The 21,598-nt window shown below is 61.1% G+C and carries 17 protein-coding genes, 1 pseudogene and 1 riboswitch; of the genes and pseudogenes, 13 read left to right on the top strand and 5 right to left on the bottom strand.

The window, feature by feature from the left end; translation table 11 throughout:
- Positions 1 to 100: 100 nt before the first annotated feature.
- Both QMK52_RS04730 and waaA read left to right on the top strand, forming a co-directional pair.
- On the top strand, positions 101 to 991 hold the full coding sequence (locus QMK52_RS04730; RefSeq protein ID WP_032878246.1) for a LysR family transcriptional regulator: 891 nt from the start codon (positions 101 to 103) through the stop codon (positions 989 to 991).
- A 23-nt stretch (positions 992 to 1,014) separates the two neighbouring features.
- Entirely contained in the window at positions 1,015 to 2,292 is a 1,278-nt protein-coding gene (gene waaA, locus QMK52_RS04725) for a lipid IV(A) 3-deoxy-D-manno-octulosonic acid transferase (RefSeq protein ID WP_320403856.1), read from the top strand.
- 123 nt (positions 2,293 to 2,415) lie between these two features.
- Here waaA and QMK52_RS04720 read toward each other — a convergent pair whose 3' ends face one another.
- On the bottom strand, positions 2,416 to 3,855 hold the full coding sequence (locus tag QMK52_RS04720) for a TolC family outer membrane protein (protein ID WP_005784173.1): 1,440 nt from the start codon (positions 3,853 to 3,855) through the stop codon (positions 2,416 to 2,418).
- Positions 3,856 to 4,051: 196 nt separating this feature from the next.
- A riboswitch (TPP riboswitch) is annotated at positions 4,052 to 4,157 on the top strand.
- Positions 4,158 to 4,306: 149 nt separating this feature from the next.
- Between QMK52_RS04720 and thiC the strand changes: the two genes are divergently transcribed.
- Positions 4,307 to 6,211: a phosphomethylpyrimidine synthase ThiC gene (gene thiC, locus QMK52_RS04715; RefSeq protein WP_005784175.1), complete on the top strand. Its 1,905-nt coding sequence runs from the start codon at positions 4,307 to 4,309 to the stop codon at positions 6,209 to 6,211.
- 226 nt (positions 6,212 to 6,437) lie between these two features.
- Positions 6,438 to 6,941: pseudogene (locus tag QMK52_RS04710) on the top strand (hypothetical protein); the annotation flags it as partial.
- Here the strand turns inward: QMK52_RS04710 and QMK52_RS04705 are convergent.
- Positions 6,910 to 7,656, bottom strand: a complete 747-nt coding sequence (locus QMK52_RS04705) for an RsiV family protein (protein WP_005784179.1) — start codon at positions 7,654 to 7,656, stop codon at positions 6,910 to 6,912. The pseudogene QMK52_RS04710 and the gene QMK52_RS04705 sit on opposite strands and share 32 nt — an antisense overlap.
- Positions 7,657 to 7,862: 206 nt before the next feature.
- Here QMK52_RS04705 and QMK52_RS04700 point away from each other — a divergent pair, with 206 nt between their 5' ends.
- From QMK52_RS04700 to QMK52_RS04665, 8 genes are all read left to right on the top strand, one after another.
- Positions 7,863 to 8,480, top strand: a complete 618-nt coding sequence (locus tag QMK52_RS04700; RefSeq protein ID WP_005784181.1) for an NUDIX domain-containing protein — start codon at positions 7,863 to 7,865, stop codon at positions 8,478 to 8,480.
- Positions 8,471 to 8,920 (top strand): DUF1249 domain-containing protein, encoded by a 450-nt coding sequence (locus QMK52_RS04695; RefSeq protein ID WP_003209507.1) that lies wholly within the window; start codon positions 8,471 to 8,473, stop codon positions 8,918 to 8,920. The genes QMK52_RS04700 and QMK52_RS04695 overlap by 10 nt, the downstream gene beginning before the upstream one ends.
- A gap of 98 nt (positions 8,921 to 9,018) precedes the next feature.
- Positions 9,019 to 9,834, top strand: coding sequence for a 3',5'-cyclic-AMP phosphodiesterase (cpdA, locus tag QMK52_RS04690; RefSeq protein ID WP_194439948.1), 816 nt, complete (start codon positions 9,019 to 9,021; stop codon positions 9,832 to 9,834).
- 114 nt (positions 9,835 to 9,948) lie between these two features.
- The gene (locus QMK52_RS04685; protein ID WP_078820136.1) at positions 9,949 to 10,557 is read left to right on the top strand and encodes a YqiA/YcfP family alpha/beta fold hydrolase; all 609 of its coding nucleotides are present in this window, start codon (positions 9,949 to 9,951) and stop codon (positions 10,555 to 10,557) included.
- A 46-nt stretch (positions 10,558 to 10,603) separates the two neighbouring features.
- Positions 10,604 to 12,508, top strand: a complete 1,905-nt coding sequence (gene parE, locus QMK52_RS04680; RefSeq protein WP_046070629.1) for a DNA topoisomerase IV subunit B — start codon at positions 10,604 to 10,606, stop codon at positions 12,506 to 12,508.
- The gene (locus QMK52_RS04675) at positions 12,508 to 13,503 is read left to right on the top strand and encodes an esterase-like activity of phytase family protein (protein WP_046070630.1); all 996 of its coding nucleotides are present in this window, start codon (positions 12,508 to 12,510) and stop codon (positions 13,501 to 13,503) included. Before parE ends, QMK52_RS04675 begins: the two co-directional genes overlap by 1 nt.
- 73 nt (positions 13,504 to 13,576) lie before the next feature.
- Positions 13,577 to 15,841, top strand: coding sequence for a DNA topoisomerase IV subunit A (gene parC, locus QMK52_RS04670; RefSeq protein ID WP_320403855.1), 2,265 nt, complete (start codon positions 13,577 to 13,579; stop codon positions 15,839 to 15,841).
- Between the two features lie 173 nt (positions 15,842 to 16,014).
- Positions 16,015 to 16,728 carry a membrane integrity-associated transporter subunit PqiC gene (locus QMK52_RS04665; RefSeq protein WP_005784196.1) on the top strand — a complete coding sequence of 238 codons (714 nt, stop codon included), beginning with the start codon at positions 16,015 to 16,017 and terminating at the stop codon, positions 16,726 to 16,728.
- A 194-nt stretch (positions 16,729 to 16,922) separates the two neighbouring features.
- Here the strand turns inward: QMK52_RS04665 and QMK52_RS04660 are convergent, their stop codons facing one another.
- The gene (locus QMK52_RS04660; RefSeq protein WP_005784198.1) at positions 16,923 to 18,458 is read right to left on the bottom strand and encodes a HAMP domain-containing protein; all 1,536 of its coding nucleotides are present in this window, start codon (positions 18,456 to 18,458) and stop codon (positions 16,923 to 16,925) included.
- Positions 18,459 to 18,591: 133 nt separating this feature from the next.
- Between QMK52_RS04660 and serB the strand changes: the two genes are divergently transcribed.
- The gene (gene serB, locus QMK52_RS04655) at positions 18,592 to 19,806 is read left to right on the top strand and encodes a phosphoserine phosphatase SerB (RefSeq protein ID WP_057702577.1); all 1,215 of its coding nucleotides are present in this window, start codon (positions 18,592 to 18,594) and stop codon (positions 19,804 to 19,806) included.
- Between the two features lie 80 nt (positions 19,807 to 19,886).
- On the opposite strand, the gene asd is transcribed toward serB, so the two are convergent.
- Positions 19,887 to 20,747: an archaetidylserine decarboxylase gene (gene asd / locus QMK52_RS04650; protein WP_320403854.1), complete on the bottom strand. Its 861-nt coding sequence runs from the start codon at positions 20,745 to 20,747 to the stop codon at positions 19,887 to 19,889.
- A gap of 15 nt (positions 20,748 to 20,762) precedes the next feature.
- A complete protein-coding gene (gene rhdA / locus QMK52_RS04645) occupies positions 20,763 to 21,578 on the bottom strand; it encodes a thiosulfate sulfurtransferase (RefSeq protein ID WP_005784204.1) in 816 nt (271 codons plus the stop codon).
- Between the last annotated feature and the right edge of the window lie 20 nt (positions 21,579 to 21,598).

Genomic DNA, 21,598 nt, shown 5'->3' with positions numbered 1-21,598 from the left:
GCAATCCTCAAGGTGAAGCTGGTTTGATAAGGTCGGCATTCTAGAGGTTCAACAGATGCGGTAAAGTCATTACCTATCCGAATTCAAGATAGGTTCAACCATGAGCGTGCAGTGGGATCTGGAACAGATGCGTCTGTTTGTCAGCGTTGCCGAGCAGCGTTCGTTCTCTGCCGTAGCGCGCGGGCAACGCAAGGCGCAATCGGCGGTCAGCAATGGCATCGCCCTGCTGGAGGCGGACCTGGGCGTCAGCCTGTTTGAACGTAGTAGCGGCCGCCAGCCACGCCTGACCGAAGCCGGCAGCGTGTTGCTGGAAGAAGCACGCGAAGTGCTGCGCCAATGCGAGCGGCTTAACGGCCGGGCGCTGTCCCTCACCCGTGGCGAGGAAGCCTGCCTGCGGCTGGCCCAGGATGAGGCGATGTTGTTTCAGCCGGTGCTCGACAGCCTGGAGGCGCTGGCGGTGCAGTACCCGCTGCTGGAAGTGCAGTTGTCCAGCGCCGCCCAGGGCGATGTGGCGCGCAAGCTGGTGGAGCGCCAGGCGGACCTTGGGTTGTTGTTCTATCACGACCAAATCCCGGAGGCCCTTGAGCGGCGGGTAGTGGGCAGTGTGGAAATGGTCACGGTATGCGGGGTGAATCATGCGTTGGCCAAGGAAACTTACGTGACTTGCCAGCATTTGGCCCAGCATCGGCAGTTGCTGATGTCGACCCAGACCAGCGTCTACCCTGGCAGCGAAGCGGCCAGCCCTCTGGTGTGGCGCGCCGACAGCTTCTACGTATTGGCCGAATGGCTGATGAGCGGCCTGGGCTGGGCCTGGCTGCCTCGGCACATCGTGCAATACCCGACCTACCAACAACAGATGGTCGAGTTAGCCAGCGAATGGACACCGCCGGCGCTGGTCGTGGAACTGGTATGGCGGCGCGATGAGCACCTGGGGCCCGCCGCTCGCTTCCTGGCTAAACGATTTGCCGAGTGCTTGCAGGCGATCGACTGAAAAAGCCGATAAACTCCGCCGCCATGAATAGAACTCTCTACAGCTGTCTGTTTTACCTGGCGCTGCCGTTGGTGGCCTTACGTTTATGGCTGCGCGCGCGCAAGGCACCGGCCTATGCCAAACGTGTGGGCGAACGGTTTTCCTATGGCTTGCCGGTGATGCGCCCCGGCGGTATCTGGGTGCACGCCGTTTCGGTGGGCGAAAGCATTGCCGCCGCGCCGATGATTCGCGCTTTGCTGGCGCGGTATCCGCAACTGCCGATCACTGTCACCTGCATGACGCCTACCGGTTCCGAGCGTATCCAGGCGTTGTTCGCCAATGAGCCGCGCATCCAGCATTGCTACTTGCCCTACGACTTGCCCTGCGCCGCCAAGCGTTTTCTCGACCGAGTGCAGCCCAAGCTGGCGGTGATCATGGAAACCGAGCTATGGCCCAACCATATCCATGCCTGCGCTCAACGCGGTATCCCGGTCGCGCTGGCCAATGCAAGGTTGTCGGCGCGTTCGGCCAAGGGCTACGCCCGGTTCGCCAGGCTGACGGCGCCGATGCTGGCGCAAATGAGCCTGTTCGCCGTGCAGACGCAAACCGAGGCGGAGCGCTTTCGCAGTCTGGGCGCACGGCCTGAAACGGTGGAGGTGACTGGCTCGATCAAATTCGACCTGACCATCGACCCCCAATTGACGGCCCGCGCCGCTGACCTGCGTGAACAGTGGGGCGCCAGCGACCGGCCAGTGTGGATCGCCGCCAGTACCCATGAAGGTGAAGACGAAGTGGTGTTGGCTGCCCATCGCCAATTGCTGGCGAGCTATCCCAACGCGTTGCTGATTCTGGTGCCGCGTCACCAGGAGCGCTTCGGCCCGATGTTCGAGCTGAGTGTGGAACAAGGGTTTGCCACGGTGCGTCGCTCCAGCGGTGAACCGGTCACCGAGCAAACCTCGGTGCTGCTCGGCGATACCATGGGTGAGCTGCTGTTTCTCTACGCCCTGGCCGACAGTGCCTTTGTGGGTGGCAGCCTGGTGCCGACCGGCGGGCACAACCCGCTGGAGCCGGCGGCTTTGGGTAAGCCTGTGATCATGGGGCCGCACTTGTTCAACTTCCTCGAAATCAGCACGATGATGCGCGACGCCGGGGCGTTGCGAGAGGTGGATGATGCAGACGGTTTGGCCGAAGCGGTGCGGCAGCTTTTCGAGCTGCCGCAGGATGCACACAGGATGGCGCAGGCGGGGTTGAAAGTGATGCAGGCCAACCAGGGTGCGTTAAAACGCCTTTTGGACGGTTTGGAAAGATTGATCGCTCACTGACCCAGCGCCCATCAAATGTGGGAGGGGGCTTGCTCCCGATGGCAGTGGGTCAGCCAACCTATTGGGCGACTGACACAGCGCTATCGGGAGCAAGCCCCCTCCCACATTGGTTATGCGGTGAGCTTAATAGCCCGGGCGGGCCTTGAGCTGTTCGGCAGCGGCCTTGGCCAGGTCCGGCGGCAGGAAGTCCTTGTCCGGGTTGTAGTCGGCCTTGAGATAGCGCGCCAGGTCTTGCAGGTCCCCTGGGTTCAGAGTGCCCGCCGCCTGTTTCAAGCGCAGGTTGTCGAGGATGTAGTCGTAGCGGCTGTTGTTGTAGTTACGCACCGACGCATACAACTGGCGCTGTGAGTCCAGCACATCGACGATGTTGCGCGTGCCCACCTGATAACCGATTTCCGTGGCTTCTACCGCGCTCTGGTTGGAAATGATCGACTGGCGGCGTGCCTGCACCTGCTCCACGTCGGTGTTCACTGCACGGTGCAGGTTGCGGGTGTTTTCCACCACCTGGCGGCGCAGGCCCTCGCGCTGTTGCTCGGATTGGTCGAGGCGTGAATAGGATTCGCGCACTTGCGAACTGGTGAGGCCGCCGCTGTAGATCGGGATGTTCAAACGCAGGCCGATGGTGCGTTGCGACACATCGCCGCCGTACGGGATAGGCAACTGATTCGGGTTGCTGAACCCCAGGGCGTCGTTGTCGCCTTTTTCGTATTGCGCGACCGCATCGAGTGTCGGCAGGTGGCCGGCCTTGCGCTGCCTGAGGGTTTCTTCGGCGGCGGTCACGGCGTAATTGCTGGCTAGCAGATTGAGGTTCTGACGCCCGGCGGTTTCGACCCAGGCCTTGGCGTCGTTCGGCGCCGGCGGCAGCACCGGCAGGGTATGGACGATGCCCTGGATCGAGTTGTATTGGCGGTTGGTCAGGGTAATCAGCGCTTCGAAAGCGTCGTCTACCTGGCGCTGGGCCACGATGCGGTTGGCTCGGGCGGTGTCGTAGCTGGCCTGGGATTGCAGCACGTCGGTCTTGTCCGACAGGCCCACATCGAAGCGCTCATTGGACTGGTCGAGCTGACGCTTGAAGGCATTTTCTTCGGCCTTGGTCGACGCCAGGTTGTCCTGGGCGCGCAGCACGGCGAAGTAGCTCTCGGCACTCTGCAAAATCAGGTTCTGCTCACTGGCCGACAGTTGCAGCGAGGCTTGCTCGTTGACGGCTTCGGCAGCTTGCAGCTGGAACCAGCGATCGGCGCGGAACAGCGGCTGGCTCAGGGTAGCGCGCCAGGAGTGGGCGTCACGGTTGGCCGTGGCGGCGGGCTGGTCGATCTGGGTGCGCACATTGTTACTGTCGGCCCCGGCCGACAGGTTCGGCAGCAGGCCTGCGCGCGCCTGGGGCACCACCTCTTTTTGCGCGCCATATTGAGCGCGGGCAGCGGCCAGGTCGGCGTTGTTGCTCGCCGCTTCCTGATAGACGCTGACCAGATCGGTGTTGGTGGACAAGGGCGCTTCAGCTGCCCAGACCAGTCCGTTGGTCGCACAAGACACGGCAAGAGCCAGTGAAAGTTTGCGCAGCATGAGGCGATCCCTAATTTAAATATTACGGCAATAATTTAGCGCTCAAGGCTAAGGCTGGCCATTCCTGGCGTCAAGCCTTGAAGCAGTGCCCGAGTGTAGTTGCCGGACCTGCGCACAACAATCCCACGATCACGCCATTCATCACGCTGAATGCACCGCTATTGGCAATTTGCCCACGCCATGGTCTAGACTGGCCGCGTTCTTGTCGGGGTGCCTTGTTGGAAGGCTGAGATCGGTAAATACCGGATCCCGTTGAACCTGATCAGGTTAGCGCCTGCGTAGGGAACAAGATTTCTCGTCACCCGGCGAGTCCTCTTGTGCTTCGTCCGGGATGTTGTTCGACAATCGAACAGCCCTCGTGCGCCAAGCACAGCACTGGTTCCAGTGCGTCCATCCGTCACAGGTTCGCTCCGACAAAAATCCACCGCCTGGATCAGTTGGAGAGCCCGTGATGAGCACTGAGATAAAAAGTACAAAACCAAAAAATACTGTGCACCTGAGTGAATCGGCCAAGGTCGACTCCGGCTCCGTGCAGCCGTTTACCCGCTCGCAGAAAATCTACGTGCAGGGCTCGCGCCCCGACATCCGCGTACCGATGCGGGAAATCAGCCTGGATGTGACCCCCACCGAGTTTGGCGGCGAAATCAACGCCCCTGTGGTGGTCTACGACACCTCCGGCCCCTATACCGACCCCAACGTCATCATCGATGTGCGCAAAGGCCTGGCTGATGTGCGCTCGCCGTGGATCGAAGAGCGTGGCGATACCGAGCGGTTGTCCTGCCTGAGTTCCAAATACGGCCAGGAACGCCTGGATAACCCGGACCTGGCCTACCTGCGCTTTGCCCACCTGCAAAACCCGCGTCGGGCAAAGGCCGGGGCCAACGTCAGCCAGATGCACTACGCACGAAAAGGCATCATTACGCCCGAGATGGAATACGTGGCCATCCGCGAAAACATGAAGCTCGAAGAAGCCCGTGCAGCCGGCCTGCTCAAGCAACAACATGCCGGGCACAGCTTTGGTGCCAGCATTCCGAAAATCATCACGCCTGAATTCGTGCGCGAAGAAATCGCCCGCGGCCGCGCAATTATCCCGGCCAACATCAACCATACCGAGCTGGAACCGATGATCATCGGCCGTAACTTCCTGGTGAAGATCAACGGCAATATCGGCAACAGCGCCTTGGGTTCGTCCATTGAAGAAGAAGTGGCGAAAATGACCTGGGGTATCCGCTGGGGTTCGGACAACATCATGGACTTGTCCACCGGCAAACATATTCACGAAACCCGCGAATGGATCATCCGTAACTCGCCCGTACCAATTGGCACCGTGCCGATCTACCAGGCCCTGGAAAAAGTCGACGGCGTGGCCGAAGACCTGACCTGGGAGTTGTTCCGCGACACCCTGATCGAGCAAGCCGAGCAGGGTGTGGACTATTTCACCATCCACGCCGGCGTGTTGCTGCGTTACGTACCGCTGACTGCCAACCGCGTGACCGGCATTGTCAGCCGTGGCGGCGCGATCATGGCCAAGTGGTGCCTGGCCCACCACAAGGAAAACTTCGCCTACACGCATTTCGAAGAAATCTGCGAAATCATGAAGGCCTATGACGTCAGCTTCTCCCTGGGGGACGGCCTGCGCCCGGGTTCGGTGGCCGATGCCAACGACGCTGCGCAATTCGGCGAGCTGGAAACCCTGGGCGAGTTGACCAAGATCGCCTGGAAGCACGACGTGCAAACCATGATCGAAGGCCCCGGCCATGTGCCGATGCAGTTGATCAAGGAGAACATGGACAAGCAACTGGAGTGCTGCGACGAGGCGCCGTTCTACACCCTCGGCCCGCTGACCACCGACATCGCGCCGGGCTACGATCACATCACTTCAGGTATTGGCGCGGCGATGATCGGCTGGTTCGGATGCGCCATGCTCTGCTACGTCACGCCCAAGGAACACCTGGGTTTGCCGAACAAGGATGATGTGAAGACCGGGATCATCACCTACAAGATCGCCGCACACGCCGCAGACCTTGCCAAGGGCCATCCGGGTGCGCAGATTCGCGATAACGCCTTGAGCAAGGCGCGCTTCGAATTCCGTTGGGAAGACCAGTTCAATCTCGGCCTGGACCCGGACACCGCACGGGCGTTTCACGACGAAACGCTGCCGAAGGAGTCGGCCAAGGTGGCGCATTTCTGCTCCATGTGCGGGCCGAAATTCTGTTCGATGAAGGTGACTCACGAAGTGCGTGAGTATGCGGCCAACCAGCGTATTGAAGCGGTGGATGTGGACGTGGCCAAGGGGTTGGCCGAGCAGGCGGAGCGGTTCAAGCGCGAAGGCAGTCAGCTGTACCAGAAGGTCTGATCCCGAGTCGGCGGTGCCTGCACGGCCGTCATCGCGGGCAAGCCCGGCTCCCACAGTTGATCGAGTTGTACACAGTTTTTGTGTCCACAGCCGGTCCCCTGTGGGAGCGGGCTTGCCCGCGATAGCGATCTCCCAAACAACAAGTGCCCCTTAGAGATCACACCCTTGAGCAATCAACCCAGCACCTATTCCCCGGACATCGCGGAGCCTACTGACAAACGCGTCTGATGCCGCCAGCCTGCTCGGCACACGAGCGTTCAGCGAGGGCAGCCTGCTGGCGAGTCCCGTGCTGTGGACGCTGTTCTTCGGTGGTCTGGCGACCTTGCTGGCGGTCAGTGGCCCGCTGACGTTTGTACGGCAAATCCTGCGCAAATGGGGGATTTGGCTGCTGGCACTGGCGGGCGCCGGGCTCGGCATTCCGCTGCTGTTGATTCTGCTCGATGAGTCGGAAAACGCCTTTGCCGATATTCACTCGGCGGCGGTGTCCAGTGGGATGCTGTTGCGTATGAAGGTCGAGCACCTGGCGTTGGCCATTGGCCTGGTCTGTACCTTGATTGCCTGTTTTGCACCCTTGGCGCAGTACCAGAACTTCCTGCTGCTGATCGGCTCAGTGTTTGCGCCGCTGTTCGGCGTGGTCGGTGCGACCCTGCCGGCATTGCTGCTGGCAGGGCTGTTGCAGGCGATTCTGGGCCGGGCCGTTAGTGGCGAGCAGGCATCAGTTCAGGCTTGATCACACCCGTGAGGCGCGTATAGGGGATGGTAATTTCGATCAGCCCCTGTGCGTAAGGGGCGATGGTGGCAACGTTGTACTTGAGTACTACGCCACCACTGGTCAAGGCCACGTTCGGGGTTTTCTGGAACGGCCAGTTCTTCAGGAACTCCGGATCGCGGTCCATCTTGGTGTTGATCAACCAACTGTTATGCGCAACTTTCGCAGTGTTCCAGAATGCCTGCTCCTGGCCCGGCAGCAACATGTCAGCCAGGCTCAACTCCTTGTGCAGCAGGCGCGAATAGTTGATGAAACCACGGCCCGGCTCACCATGAGCGACGCCGGTGTCGAGGTAGCTGGACACTTCAACGATCACCAGGGCGTCATGTTGCTCACGTACCTTGGCTTGCAGATACATGCTGTGGCGGTCCGCGGATTCGCGCAGGAACTTGTCTCGATAGGCATTGAGCGTCGCAGGCACACTGGCGCCGGGCGTAGTGCGGGTCATCTGCAGCAGGCGCTGTTCCACCAGGCTGTCGAGTTGCGGGTCAGCGGGGAAGTGCACGGTATCGATGTTCACCAGTGGGCAGTCCGGGCTATCACAGCCAGGCTTGATCTGTTCCGACTTGTCGGTCGTGACGTCCAGCGGCTTGAGCTGGCCGGGTTGGAACAGGCTCTGGCAAGCACCCAGGGTCAAGGCAATACAGGCCATGGAGGCGATTTTTAAAAGCGACATGTGTGTCCTTCGTAAATCGATGGAAAGCGAAAAGAGTAGCGCTTGGACTGCCAACAAGGCAGTCAGTTCGCCACTAGACTGATGGGGGGAGAGTTTGACGTCCGCCGTCGGTCCCGGCAACCGGAAAGGGGCTGCATCACCGGGCAACGGCGCGTTAGGATGGCGCCAATTGCACAAGCACACTCCGTGTCAAAGAGAGGAAACACATGACGGACACCGCGAAGTCCACGCCGAACAAGATCGAGATCGTTCAGCGCGACAATAGCTACCAGGGCTTCTACAAGCTCGATCGCGTGCAACTGCGCCACGAGAAATTCGACGGTGGCATGAGCCGCGTGATCAGCCGCGAAGTCTTCGTTCGCCATGACGCCGTGTGCGTGCTGCCCTACGACCCGCAACGTGACGAGGTGGTGCTGATCGAACAGTTTCGCGTCGGCGCCATGGGCCGCGCCGACAACCCGTGGTTGGTGGAGATGGTCGCCGGCCTGATTGACAAGGATGAGCAACCGGAGGAGGTTGCACACCGCGAGGCCGAGGAGGAAGCTGGGTTGACGTTCTCCGCGCTGTGGCCGATCACCAAGTACTTCCCGTCGCCCGGCGGCAGTACCGAATTTGTCCACTTGTACCTGGGCCGTTGCGACAGCGCGGGCGCTGGCGGCATCCATGGATTGGAAGAAGAGGCAGAAGATATCCGCGTCACCGTCTGGGCATTCGAAGACGCTCTGCAAGCGGTGCGCGACGGCAAAATTTCCAATGCAGCCAGCATCATCGCCCTGCAATGGCTTGCGCTTAACCGCGCGGAAGTGAGGGGGCTATGGCAGTAAAGGCACGGGAACGTTATCGAGTTGACCTGATCGGGCTGCAAGCCGCCTGCGAGGCCAATTATGCGCGGCTGATGCGCCTGCTTCCCGACATGCGCCACACTCCCGAGGCGCGGCGTATCGCCGTGACCCATGGCGACCAGATGCTTGGTGTGCTGACCCTGGAAGTCATCGTCAATTGCCCGTACACCACCACCCTGCGCGTACGCCAGGAACACAGCCTGCCCTGGCTGCCGGTGCCGCAACTTGAAGTGCAGGTGTACCACGACGCGCGTATGGCCGAAGTGATCAGCGCCGAACATGCGCGACGCTTTCGCAGCATCTATCCTTACCCGAATGTGTTCATGCACCAACCCGATGAGAAAGCACAGCTCAATGTGTTCCTCGGGGAGTGGTTGAGCCATTGCCTGGCCTTGGGTCATGAGTTTGAAGTGGTGCGATAGATGTGAACTGCGTCTGCTTACCCAGCTTTCCTCTTTGTGTCCTGCCCTAGCATAATCGCGCCACCTATCCATTCCAGTGATTGCCTTGGGAGAGCGCCTTGCCGAGCGTATCCAACGTGAACCCCGACGCCAGCGCGTTGTTGGTGCAGCTGTCCGACAGCCATTTGTTCGCCGAGGCAGACACTGCCCTGCTGGGCATGAATACCCGTGCCAGCTTGCAGCGGGTGATCGAACTGGTGCGCGAGCAACAGCCGCGGATCGATCTGGTGCTGGCCACCGGTGACCTGTCCCAGGACGGCACGCTTGAGTCATACCAGCAGTTTCGCGACATGACCCGGCCGATTGGCGCCCCGGCGCGCTGGATCCCGGGCAATCACGACGAGCCGCAGGTCATGGCTCAGGCGGCCGTGCACAGTGATTTGCTCGAGCCGGTGGTGGATATCGGTAACTGGCGCATTACCCTATTGGACTCCGCCGTACCCGGCTCAGTGCCGGGCTACTTGCAGGACCAGCAACTGCAGCTGCTCGCCCAGGCCTTGAGCGAAGCGCCGAACCGTCATCATCTGGTGTGCCTGCACCATCATCCAGTGTCCATCGGTTGTGCGTGGATGGAGCCTATCGGCCTGCGTAATCCCGAAGCGCTGTTTGCCGTGCTGGAGCGCTTCCCGCAGGTCAAGGCGCTGCTTTGGGGGCACGTGCATCAGGAAATTGACCGCGAGCGCAACGGCGTGCGGCTGCTGGCCTCACCGTCCACCTGCATCCAGTTTGCACCGGGCAGTGAGGACTTCCAGGTCAGCGAGCAAGCGCCGGGGTATCGCTGGCTGCGCTTGCATGCCGACGGGCGGTTGGAGACGGGGGTAGAGCGGCTTCGGGACTTCGCGTTTACCGTCGACTACGGCAGCAACGGCTATTAAGAGCTGCAAGCCCCCTCCCACATGGGTTCTGCGGTGTCTGGAAGATCGGGTGCTCACACCTCACTCCGATCCCTGTAAACTGCGCCTCTTTGGCCCAAGCACGGAGAGCCCGGCATGTCCGCTTCGATCCTGTATATCCACGGCTTCAACAGTGCGCCAGCCTCCAACAAGGCCAGCCAGTTGATCACCGTAATGGGCAAGCTTGGCCTGTCCGACCGTTTGCGTGTGCCGGCCCTGCATCACCACCCGCGTCAGGCGATTCTGCAATTGGAGCAGGCCATTGACCAACTGGGGCGGCCGCTGCTGGTCGGCAGCTCACTCGGCGGCTACTATGCAACCCATCTTGCCGAACGCCATGGCCTGAAGGCGCTGCTGGTCAATCCGGCGGTCAGCCCCCATCGGATGTTCGACGGTTACCTGGGTACCCAGAAGAACCTCTACACCGATGAGACCTGGGAGTTGACCCATGATCACGTCGCAGCGCTGGCCGAGCTGGAAGTACCGGCGCCGCAGGATGCAGGGCGGTATCAGGTGTGGTTGCAGACCGGGGACGAAACCCTGGATTATCGCCTCGCCCAAGCGTATTACCGAGCCTGTGCCTTGCGCATCCAGGCCGGTGGCGACCATGGTTACCAAGGGTTCGCCGAGCAATTGCCGGCCTTGTTGAGTTTTGCCGGCATTGGCGCAGATCAGTATCAATCCTTCGATTTTTCGTCACTGTAAAAAATCGCAGGTCACTTTTTAATCGAACGAATCACGACGAGACCCCATGGCCACTCCCAGCGCTAGCTCTTATAACGCCGACGCCATCGAAGTCCTCTCGGGCCTCGACCCGGTGCGCAAACGCCCCGGCATGTACACCGACACCAGCCGGCCGAACCACCTTGCCCAGGAAGTCATCGACAACAGCGTCGACGAAGCCTTGGCCGGGCACGCGAAGTCGGTACAAGTCATCCTCCATGCCGATCACTCCCTTGAAGTGTCCGACGATGGTCGCGGCATGCCGGTGGACATTCACCCGGAAGAGGGCGTGTCGGGCGTCGAGCTGATCCTCACCAAACTGCACGCCGGCGGCAAGTTCTCCAACAAGAACTACCAGTTCTCCGGTGGTTTGCACGGCGTGGGTATTTCGGTGGTCAACGCCCTGTCGACGCAAGTGCGGGTCAAGGTCAAGCGCGACGGCAACGAGTACCAGATGACCTTCGCCGATGGCTATAAAGCCACCGAGTTGGAAGTGGTCGGCACTGTTGGTAAGCGCAACACCGGTACCAGCGTGTACTTCGCCCCGGACCCGAAATACTTCGATTCGCCGAAATTCTCCATCAGCCGCCTCAAGCATGTGCTCAAGGCCAAGGCTGTGTTGTGCCCGGGTCTATTGGTCAGCTTTGAAGACAAGGGCACCGGCGAGAAGGTCGAGTGGCACTACGAAGACGGCCTGCGCTCGTATCTCGAAGACTCTGTCAGCGACTTCGAACGCCTGCCCAACGAGCCGTTCTGCGGCAGCCTGGCGGGTAATAAGGAAGCCGTCGACTGGGCGCTGCTGTGGTTGCCCGAAGGTGGCGACAGCGTACAGGAAAGCTACGTCAACCTGATCCCCACCGCCCAGGGCGGCACCCATGTCAACGGTTTGCGCCAGGGCTTGCTGGACGCCATGCGCGAATTCTGCGAATACCGCAGCCTGTTGCCGCGTGGTGTGAAGCTGGCGCCGGAGGACGTATGGGAGCGCATCGCGTTCGTGCTGTCGATGAAGATGCAGGAGCCGCAATTTTCCGGCCAGACCAAGGAGCGCCTGTCGTCCCGTGAAGCGGCAGCGTTTGTCTCCGGTGTGGTCAAGGACGCTTTCAGCCTGTGGCTCAACGAGCACCCGGAGCTGGGCCTGGCCCTGGCCGAATTGGCGATCAACAACGCCGGTCGGCGCTTGAAGGCCAGCAAAAAGGTTGAGCGCAAGCGCATCACCCAAGGCCCGGCATTGCCGGGCAAGCTGGCCGATTGCGCCGGGCAGGACCCGATGCGCTCCGAGCTGTTCCTGGTCGAAGGTGATTCCGCCGGCGGTTCCGCCAAGCAAGCGCGGGACAAGGAGTTCCAGGCGATCCTGCCGCTGCGCGGCAAGATCCTCAACACCTGGGAAGTCGACGGCAGCGAAGTGCTGGCCAGTCAGGAAGTGCATAACATCGCCGTGGCTATCGGGGTCGACCCGGGTGCGGCGGACATGAGCCAACTGCGCTACGGCAAGATCTGTATCCTCGCCGACGCCGACTCCGACGGCCTGCACATCGCCACCTTGCTGTGCGCGTTGTTCGTGCAGCATTTCCGCCCGTTGGTGGATGCCGGTCACGTCTACGTCGCCATGCCGCCGCTGTATCGCATCGACCTGGGCAAGGAGATTTTCTACGCTCTGGACGAAGCTGAGCGCGATGGCATCCTTGATCGCCTGGTGGCCGAGAAGAAACGCGGTAAGCCTCAGGTCACGCGATTCAAGGGCCTGGGTGAGATGAACCCGCCCCAACTGCGCGAAACCACCATGGACCCGAACACCCGGCGCCTGGTGCAGTTGACCCTGGAAGACTTCGCCGGCACGTCGGAAATGATGGACATGCTGCTGGCGAAGAAGCGTGCGCCGGATCGCAAGGCCTGGCTGGAATCCAAAGGCAACCTGGCCGAGGTTCTGGGCTGATGCGCACAGGCTTCGCCCTGGCAATCCTGATGTTGAGCGGGCTGGCGGCCACCCAGGTGGTTGCCGCGCCCGTGGCGGAGCTCAAGCTGGTGTCCGAGCACCCTGTGGACGGCATGCGCGGCGGTAACCTTTCGGGCTTGGCGTTGTGTGGCAAGGAACTGTGGACGGTTTCTGATCGGGATGACGATCAGATCTACCGGCTGGATACCGGCGCGCCTACCTGGAACGCCGAAGCGGTGCAGATCGATGTGCCGCCCGTGCCCGAGTCCGGTCTGCCTTGGGGGTTGCGTTCGCGCACCAAGGCTGCTTCGTTCATTCGCGGCGGTGACCTGGATTTTGAAGGCATCAGCTGTGATGCCGTGGGTAATCGCTACATTGTCAGCGAAGCCCATGCGGCGGTGTTGCAGGTCCCGGCGACTGGCGCACCCGAATGGTTGAAAATTGCCCCCGGCATGGTGCGCGAAGCCCGGGCCAGTGGCATGTTGCTGCACTTCAATGCCTTGTTCGAAGGCCTGGCGGTAAACCCCGAAGGCAATCAGATCTGGCTGGCCGCCGAGCGTGAACGCCGTGGCTTGATCTCGATCAAGCGTGGCCAGAGCGTATGGGATTGCGACGGCGCCTGTGTGTTGTTGAGTGAGGCCGGCCAGGAAGTGCAGCCGGCGCAGTTCACCAACGCCAAGGCGGTATCCAAGGACTTTGCCGACCTGGCGCTGTTCAACGGCAAGCTGTTTACCCTGGAGCGCAATGCGTTCCAGATTTGCCGGCGCGATACGCTCACGGCCAAGGTCGAGCTGTGCTGGTCGTTTGCCGACCAGATGCTCACGCCGCCGCGACGTTATGCACAGGCTTATGGACTGGCCGAAGCCCTGGTGGTGGATGCCGACGGCGCGTGGATCGGTATCGACAATAATTTTGGCCCCCGCGCCGATGGTGAAAAACGCCCCATGGTCTATCGTTTCGCCGCCCCCGACGGTGGCTGGAGCGCCCAGCCATGAGCCCGCAGTTTTTTCAAATGACCCGACGCAGCGGCAGTTCCGCTGCGCGTTACCCAACAATGATGAGGCCCGCATGAGTGACATCCTCGCAGACAGCTTAGATGGCGTAGAACGCCGGTCGCTGGCTGACTTCACCGAAAATGCCTACCTCAACTACTCCATGTACGTGATCATGGACCGTGCCCTGCCGCATATCGGCGACGGCCTCAAGCCCGTGCAACGGCGCATCATCTACGCCATGAGTGAGCTGGGCCTGGACGCTGATTCCAAGCACAAGAAGTCGGCGCGTACCGTCGGTGACGTACTCGGTAAGTTCCACCCCCACGGCGACTCGGCGTGTTATGAAGCCATGGTGCTGATGGCCCAGCCATTCAGCTATCGCTATACGCTGGTGGACGGGCAGGGCAACTGGGGTGCGCCGGATGATCCCAAGTCCTTCGCCGCCATGCGATACACCGAAGCGCGGCTGTCGCGCTATTCCGAAGTGCTGCTCAGCGAGCTGGGCCAGGGCACGGCGAACTGGGGGCCGAACTTTGACGGCACCCTCGACGAGCCCCTGGTATTGCCAGCACGTTTGCCGAATATCCTGCTCAATGGCACCACCGGTATCGCCGTTGGCATGGCCACCGACGTGCCGCCGCATAACCTGCGCGAAGTCGCCACTGCCTGCGTGCGCCTGCTGGACGAGCCCAAGGCCACGGTCGAGCAGTTGTGTGAACATATTCAAGGCCCGGATTACCCGACCGAAGCGGAAATCATCACGCCGCGCGCCGACTTGCTGAAGATGTACGAAACCGGCAAGGGCTCGGTGCGTATGCGCGCCGTGTACCATATCGAAGACGGCGACATTATTGTCACCGCGCTGCCGCACCAGGTGTCCGGTGCCAAGGTGCTGGAGCAGATTGCCGCGTTGATGCAGGCCAAGCCGTCGAAACTGCCCCAGGTTGCCGACCTGCGTGACGAGTCCGACCACGAGAACCCGTGCCGTATCGTGATCATCCCGACCAACAGCCGGGTCGATCATGAAGTGCTGATGCAGCATCTGTTCGCCAGCACTGACCTGGAGTCGAGCTACCGGGTCAACGTCAACATCATCGGCCTGGATGGCAAGCCGCAGTTGAAGAACCTGCGCAACCTGCTGGTGGAGTGGCTGGAATTTCGCGTACAGACCGTGCGCCGCCGCCTGCAGTTTCGCCTCGACAAGGTCGAGCGCCGCCTGCACCTGTTGGACGGCTTGCTGATTGCCTACCTCAACCTGGATGAAGTGATCCATATCATCCGTACCGCCGAGCACCCGAAAGCCGAGTTGATCGCGCGTTTCGAACTGAGCGAAATCCAGGCTGACTACATCCTCGACACGCGCTTGCGCCAATTGGCACGCCTGGAAGAAATGAAGCTGCGTGACGAGCAAGACGCGTTGCTCAAGGAACAAGCCAAGCTGCAAGCGCTGCTGGGCAGCGAAGCCAAGCTCAAGAAGTTGGTACGCAGCGAGCTGATCAAAGACGCCGAAACCTATGGCGACGACCGTCGTTCGCCGATCGTCGAGCGTGCTGAAGCCAAGGCTCTGACAGAAACCGAGTTGTTGCCTAACGAGAAAATTACCGTCGTTTTGTCGGAAAAGGGTTGGGTTCGTTCCGCCAAAGGGCATGATATTGACGCCACCGGCCTTTCGTACAAAGCCGGTGATGGCTTCAAGACCGCCGCCGCCGGGCGCTCCAATCAGTTCGCGGTGTTTATCGACTCGACCGGGCGCAGTTATTCGGTGCCGGCCCACACCCTGCCGTCTGCACGGGGGCAGGGCGAGCCGTTGACCGGACGCCTCACGCCGCCACCTGGGGCGAATTTCGAGTGCGTGCTGCTGCCGGACGATGATTCGCTGTACGTCATCGCCTCCGACGCCGGTTACGGTTTCGTGGTCAAGGGCGAAGACCTGCAGGCCAAGAACAAGGCGGGCAAGGCGCTGCTGAGCCTGCCGAACAACGCCAAGGTGATCCTGCCAAGGCCGGTGGATGATCGTGAAAGCAACTGGTTGGCTTCGGTGACCACCGAAGGGCGTTTGCTGGTGTTCAAAATCAGTGATTTGCCGCAACTGGGCAAAGGCAAGGGCAACAAGATTATCGGGATTCCCGGTGACCGGGTGGCCAGTCGCGAAGAGTACGTGACCGACATCGCCGTGGTCCCGGAAGGCTCTACCCTGGTGCTCCAGGCCGGCAAGCGCACGTTGTCATTGCGCCCAGACGACCTTGAACACTACAAGGGCGAACGCGGGCGGCGTGGTAATAAACTGCCTCGCGGCTTCCAGCGAGTGGACGCCTTGCTGGTGGAAACGCCGATTTAAGCTGTACTAGAGGCCTCGATCTACGATTTAACGCGTAGATCGACGCTTTCGCGCTGGAGTCATGGCGCATATTCACGGATGATATGGCCTTTCCAGCGCCGGCGTGGCCGAGCGTGTTCAGGTTATTTTTAGTATTACATTGTGGTTCGCCTTGTGGCAGCCACTTGGATGGGATGATGACTGCTCCACGCCTTCCTCTATTTTTGATGCTCGCTGGCCTTTTGGGGCTGGCGGGTTGCAGCACGCACCAACCGGTGTCGCTGTACCAGCTGGACAGCGGTAGCCCGGCTCAGCCAGCCCAAACGGCTGGCATGGCGGTATTGCTCGGTCCGGTAGTCGTTGCCGATTACCTGCAACGCGAAACCCTGCTGCAACGTCAGAACGACGGCAGCCTGCAAGGTTCCACTGATGGTCGTTGGGCGGGCAGCTTGTCGTCCGATATCAATCAACTGATGTTGCGTCAGGTTGCAGGGCAGTTGGATAGCCAGCGTGTGGTCCTGGCACCAGGGCCATCGGGATTCACTCCGGATGTGCAGGTGCTGCTGACGATTACGCGGCTCGACTCCGGCAAATCGCAACCGGCGATTCTGGATGCACAGTGGCGCCTGATCGACCGTCGCGGGCAAGTACGGGATAACCGCATCGTGCACCTGCAGGAAGAACATACCGGCACCACCGCTTCTCAGGTCCAGGCCCAGGGTGTGCTGTTGCAGCACTTGGCGCAGCAGTTGTCGGTGGCGCTCAAGCCATTGGCGAACCAGCCGCCGATTGCCGAGGTGCAGCCGCGTAAACAGGCCCCGGCCCAGGCCAAACCGGCAGCCCCGGAAAAGCCGAAGATGCCGATGGCTACGCCGATTCGTACGGACTTGGAAGTGTTCAGGTTCTGATCTGAATGGCGCACAAACAAAAGGCCCGCTGAGTAAGCGGGCCTTTTTGTTGGGTTGCGATTTAAGCTGCACCACAATCCAAATGTGGGAGCGGGCTTGCCCGCGATAGCGGTGGTTCAGCTATCGGTGGATCGACTGATATTCCGCAATCGCGGGCAAGCCCGCTCCCACATGGGTCGTACAGTGTATGTGCCTCAGGGCTTGCGGGTCTCATGCATCCGCGCCAGCTGGCGCTCGAGCATCGACGGGTACGGTTCCATCAACCGCTCTACGCAACTGGCCCCTTCAGGGCTGGCAATCGGACGGATACGTGCGCGTTGGCGGATCAGCGTGTCTTCACTGATCTTGCGTTCCACCAGCAGCAGGTTGCGGCTGTGTTGGGACAGGGCCAGGGCATCCTGGGCGATTTCGGTGAGCAGCAGGTCGATCTGGCTCATGCCAAACAGGTCATCACCCACGGTCAAGCCAAGCTGCAATTGCAGGGTAATGCCGCTGTCGGCCACTTCGATCTGCAGGGCATGGCCCAGAGCGCGCAGCAATTCGCCGCAGCAGATTGCATTGGTCAGGTAGTCTTCGCCGCTGTCTTCGCTGTGGAACAGCATCAGGGTGCTGCCATCGTTCAACGTGTGCAGCTCGCTCTGGTACAGCGAGGCGGCCTGGTCGAGACAGTCGCGGTAGCGTTCGAGCAGTTCGGTCAGCCGGGCACGAGGCAGGCGGCGCAGCTGCTCCTGGGAGCCCAGTTGCACGGCGAGTACTGCACTGTGCTGCGGCTCGGTGTTCCTGACCACCGCAACGGGTTTTGTCGCAGCGGCCGGGGCCACGGCCGAGGTATCGCGCAGGTCGGCGAAGGGGTCTTCCTCGTCGAGTTCGTCTTCCTCGGCCTTGACCACATGGCGCGGTGCAGGCTTGAGGCCGGCCACCGGAGCGCTTTCGTCAAAGCCCGGGTCGCGCAGGTCGCGTACTTCAAACTCAGGCTCATCGCTGTAGTCGTCGGTATCGTCGTATTCGGGTTCCGGTTCGATTTCAGGCGCTTTCGGCTCCGGAGCGAAGCTGGTATGGAGCTGGCGCGCGAGGTCGCCGATTTCATCCTGGCGATCAGTGGCCGGGGTGTGTTCGTCGATATCCCGCAGCCAGATACGCAGTTGCATCAGCGGTGTGGAGATATGCCGCCCCAGACGCAGGCTCAAGGCCAGGGCCAGAGCCAGCAGGATCGCGCTCAAGATACCCATGCTTTGCAGGCTGATGGTCATCGGCTGCTGGAACTGCTGCATGTCGAGGCTGATACGCAGTTGGCCGGCTTTCACATCCTGAAAGGTGATGTTGCTCTGGTAGAGGCCCTCGGCTTCACCCAGCAAGCCGTTCTTCGGGCGCTGCCCGGCTTCGGCCATGATCCGGTTGTCCACGCTATAAATGGCGGCGTGAGCCACCAGCGGGTTCTTGGTCAGGTTGTTGAGCAGCACGTTGAGGCTGAGGATGTCGTTGGACACCAGCAACTCAGTCGCCGAGGTGGCTGTCTGGGTCGTCAGGCTCGCACCCAGGGCGTCGGCTTGCTCATGCATGGCCTGCTTGAACTGCAAACCCATCACGCAGGCGTAGATCACCAGGGCCAAGGCGACCAGGATCACGTTATGGCTGGCGATGCGTAATGCGATCGGTACACGGCGGTGGCGCAGTGCCCGGAAGATCAGCAGGAAGAAGTTATCGGTTTTTACTGGCGTGGGCCGGTTCACTTGCGCTCGGCTCTTGGTCCGTGAAGTTGACGCGCAGTATAGCGACAGGCCCATGACCGGCAAAGCACTGGCTGTGCCCGATGGTCACTGAAAGTGGGTAGAATGCGGTTTTTTTCCAGCCTGGGGGTGCGCTTTGCGCGAAATTGTCCTGATCAACATCACGGGTGAAGACCGACCGGGTCTCACCGCAGCCATTACCGGCGTCCTGGCCCAGGGTGGTGTGAACATCCTCGACATCGGTCAGGCGGTGATCCACGACACCTTGTCGTTCGGCATCCTGGTGGAGATCCCCAGCACCGAACAGGCTTCGTCGGTACTCAAGGACATCCTGTTTACGGCCTATAAGCTGGATCAACAGGTGCGTTTCACCCCCGTGTCCGAAGCCGATTACCAGCACTGGGTGGAAGGCCAGGGCAAAAAACGTCATATCGTGACGTTGCTTACTCGCAAGGTAACGGCTGAACAATTGCAGCGTGTCAGCTCGATCACGGCCCACTACGGGTTGAATATCGACCATATCGACCGTCTGTCGGGTCGTATGCCCTTGGACACCCCGGCCGACAAAGGCAAGGGCTGCATCGAGTTTTCTGTACGCGGTGAACCGGCTGACGCGCAAGCGCTGCGGGCCGAATTCCTGAGCGTGGCCCAGGAGTTGAATGTCGACATCGCCTTCCAGGAAGATTCGCTGTTCCGTCGCAACCGTCGTTTGGCGGTGTTCGACATGGACTCCACCCTGATCGAAGCCGAAGTCATCGACGAACTGGCCAAGGCAGCGGGAGTCGGCGAGCAAGTCAGCGAGATTACCGAGCGGGCGATGGCCGGTGAGCTGGATTTCCGTGCCAGCTTCAAGGAGCGCCTGGCGTTGCTCAAGGGCCTGGACGTGAGCGTGCTGGACTCCATCGGCGCATCGCTGCGCCTGACGGAAGGCGCCGAAACCCTGTTCGCCGAACTCAAGCGCCTGGGCTACAAGACCGCCATTCTGTCCGGCGGCTTCACCTACTTTGCCAAGCAGTTGCAGGCCAAGTTGGGCATTGACTACGTGTTCGCCAACGAGCTGGAAGTGGTGGATGGCAAAGTGACCGGCGTGGCGGTCGAGCCGATTGTGGATGCGCAGCGCAAGGCCGACCTGCTCAAGGAGTTGGCGCACAAGGAAGGCTTGCGTCTGGAGCAGACCATTGCGGTCGGCGACGGCGCCAATGACTTGCCGATGCTGGCGATTGCAGGATTGGGTGTGGCGTTTCGCGCCAAGCCGTTGGTCAAACAGTCGGCCAAACAGGCGATTTCAACGCTGGGGCTCGATGGCGTGTTGTATCTGCTGGGCTTGCGCGACCGCGACGGTCAGTTATAAGCCGATCTCACTGTAGAAATACAGTCAAAAATGTGGGAGCCGGGCAAGCCCGGCTCCCACATTGGATGTCACCAGCAATATCAGGCTTTAGCTGCGGCAATACCCTGGCCCATTTGCACTGGCGTACCCGCTGCCAGTTCTTCAGCCCACTTCACCTGATCCGGCCCGAACAGCACGATGGCGGTCGAGCCCAGCTTGAAACGGCCCAGCTCCGCACCTTTTTCCAAATGAATCGGCGCACGTGCGGCTTCGTCGTAGCGCAAGGTTTTCAGCTCGCGCTTGGGCGGCGTTACCAACCCGGCCCACACCGTCTCAATCGACGCGACGATCATCGCACCCACCAACACCACGGCCATCGGGCCGCGCTCGGTGTCAAACAGGCATACAACCCGCTCGTTGCGCGCAAACAGCTCCGGCACGTTTTCGGCGGTGGTCTGGTTGACCGAGAAAATTCGACCTGGCACGTAGACCATCTCACGCAAGGTGCCGGCCAGTGGCATGTGCACCCGGTGGTAGTCTTTGGGTGACAGGTAAATAGTCGCAAAATCGCCGCCCATGAACGGTGCAGCCAGCGCCGCGTCGCCACCGAGCAATTCCAGCACGCTGAAGCTGTGGCCCTTGGCCTGGAACACACGGCCATGTTCGATCGGGCCTAGCTGGCTGACTGCGCCATCGGCCGGGCTCAGCACGGCACCGGGAGTCTGGTCGAGCGGGCGGGCGCCGTCTTTCAGGGCTCGAGTAAAGAACGCGTTGAAGTGCTCGTACGCGGTCAGGTCTTCAACCAGGGCCTGGGACATGTCCACCTGGTAGCGCTTGGCGAACCAGGCGGTGAAGGCGTTCTTGAACCAGCGCACGCGGCACTCGGCAATGCAGCCGGCCAGGCGCGAGAGCAAGTGGTGTGGCAGCAAGTACTGGCTGAGGATAAACAACTGCTTTTTCATAACTGTCCTTAAACCTTAAATCTCAACGGGGGTGTCGGGGTGGTTGCCCCATTCGCCCCAGGAACCGGCATAGCCTTTGACTCGTGGATAACCGAGCGCCTTGGCCACCAGATAGGTGAAGCCAGAGCGGTGGTGAGTCTGGCAGTGGGTAATGATTTCTTTATCGCGGGTCAGCCCGAGCTCTTCGAGAACCTGTGGCATGTCGCGGCGGATGCGCAGGTTGCGCGCCTTGTCCATGCCGGCGGTCCATTCGAAATTCACCGCGCCGGGAATATGGCCCCCCTTGGCGGCGAGCACTTTTTCGCCGGAATATTCCAGCGGGCCGCGGGCATCCCAGACGCCCAGGTCGGCCGCGCCGAGACGGCTTTGCAGATACTCACGGGTAGCCGTGGGCCCATCGTGCAACGTGAGGCTGACGGGGCCGCCTGCCGGCGCAGGCACTTCGGTGGAGAGTGGGTACTTTTCCTCCAGCCATGCCAGCAGGCCGCCGTCGAGGTAGTGATATTTCTGGTGACCGATCACGTCGAGCATCCAGATAAAACGTCCGGCCCAGCCGCCGCCTTCGTCGTCATAGACCACGTAGGTCGCGTCCGGGGTGTGGCCCAGTTCGCCGAACAGTTTTTCCAGGTCGGCCTTGCTCGGCAGCAAGCCGGGTGCCGGCGGCTGGCCAAGTTGGGTGCGCTTGGGGTCAACAAAATGCGCGCCGGGGATATGCCCTTCGGCGTAGCGGGCGGCACTGGTGAGGTCCACCAGAATCAAGTGCTCGGCATCCAGTTGAGCGAGCAGGTCACTGGATTCGATCACCAGCGGCAAGCCAGAGAAGTCAGGCATGTGAGGTCTCCTGGGCACAA

This window comes from Pseudomonas sp. P9_2 (genome assembly GCF_034008255.1).
In the GTDB taxonomy this organism is placed as follows: domain Bacteria; phylum Pseudomonadota; class Gammaproteobacteria; order Pseudomonadales; family Pseudomonadaceae; genus Aquipseudomonas; species Aquipseudomonas synxantha_A.
Note: the sequence above shows the minus strand (reverse complement) of the source record. Positions and strands in the feature narration are given on the sequence as shown.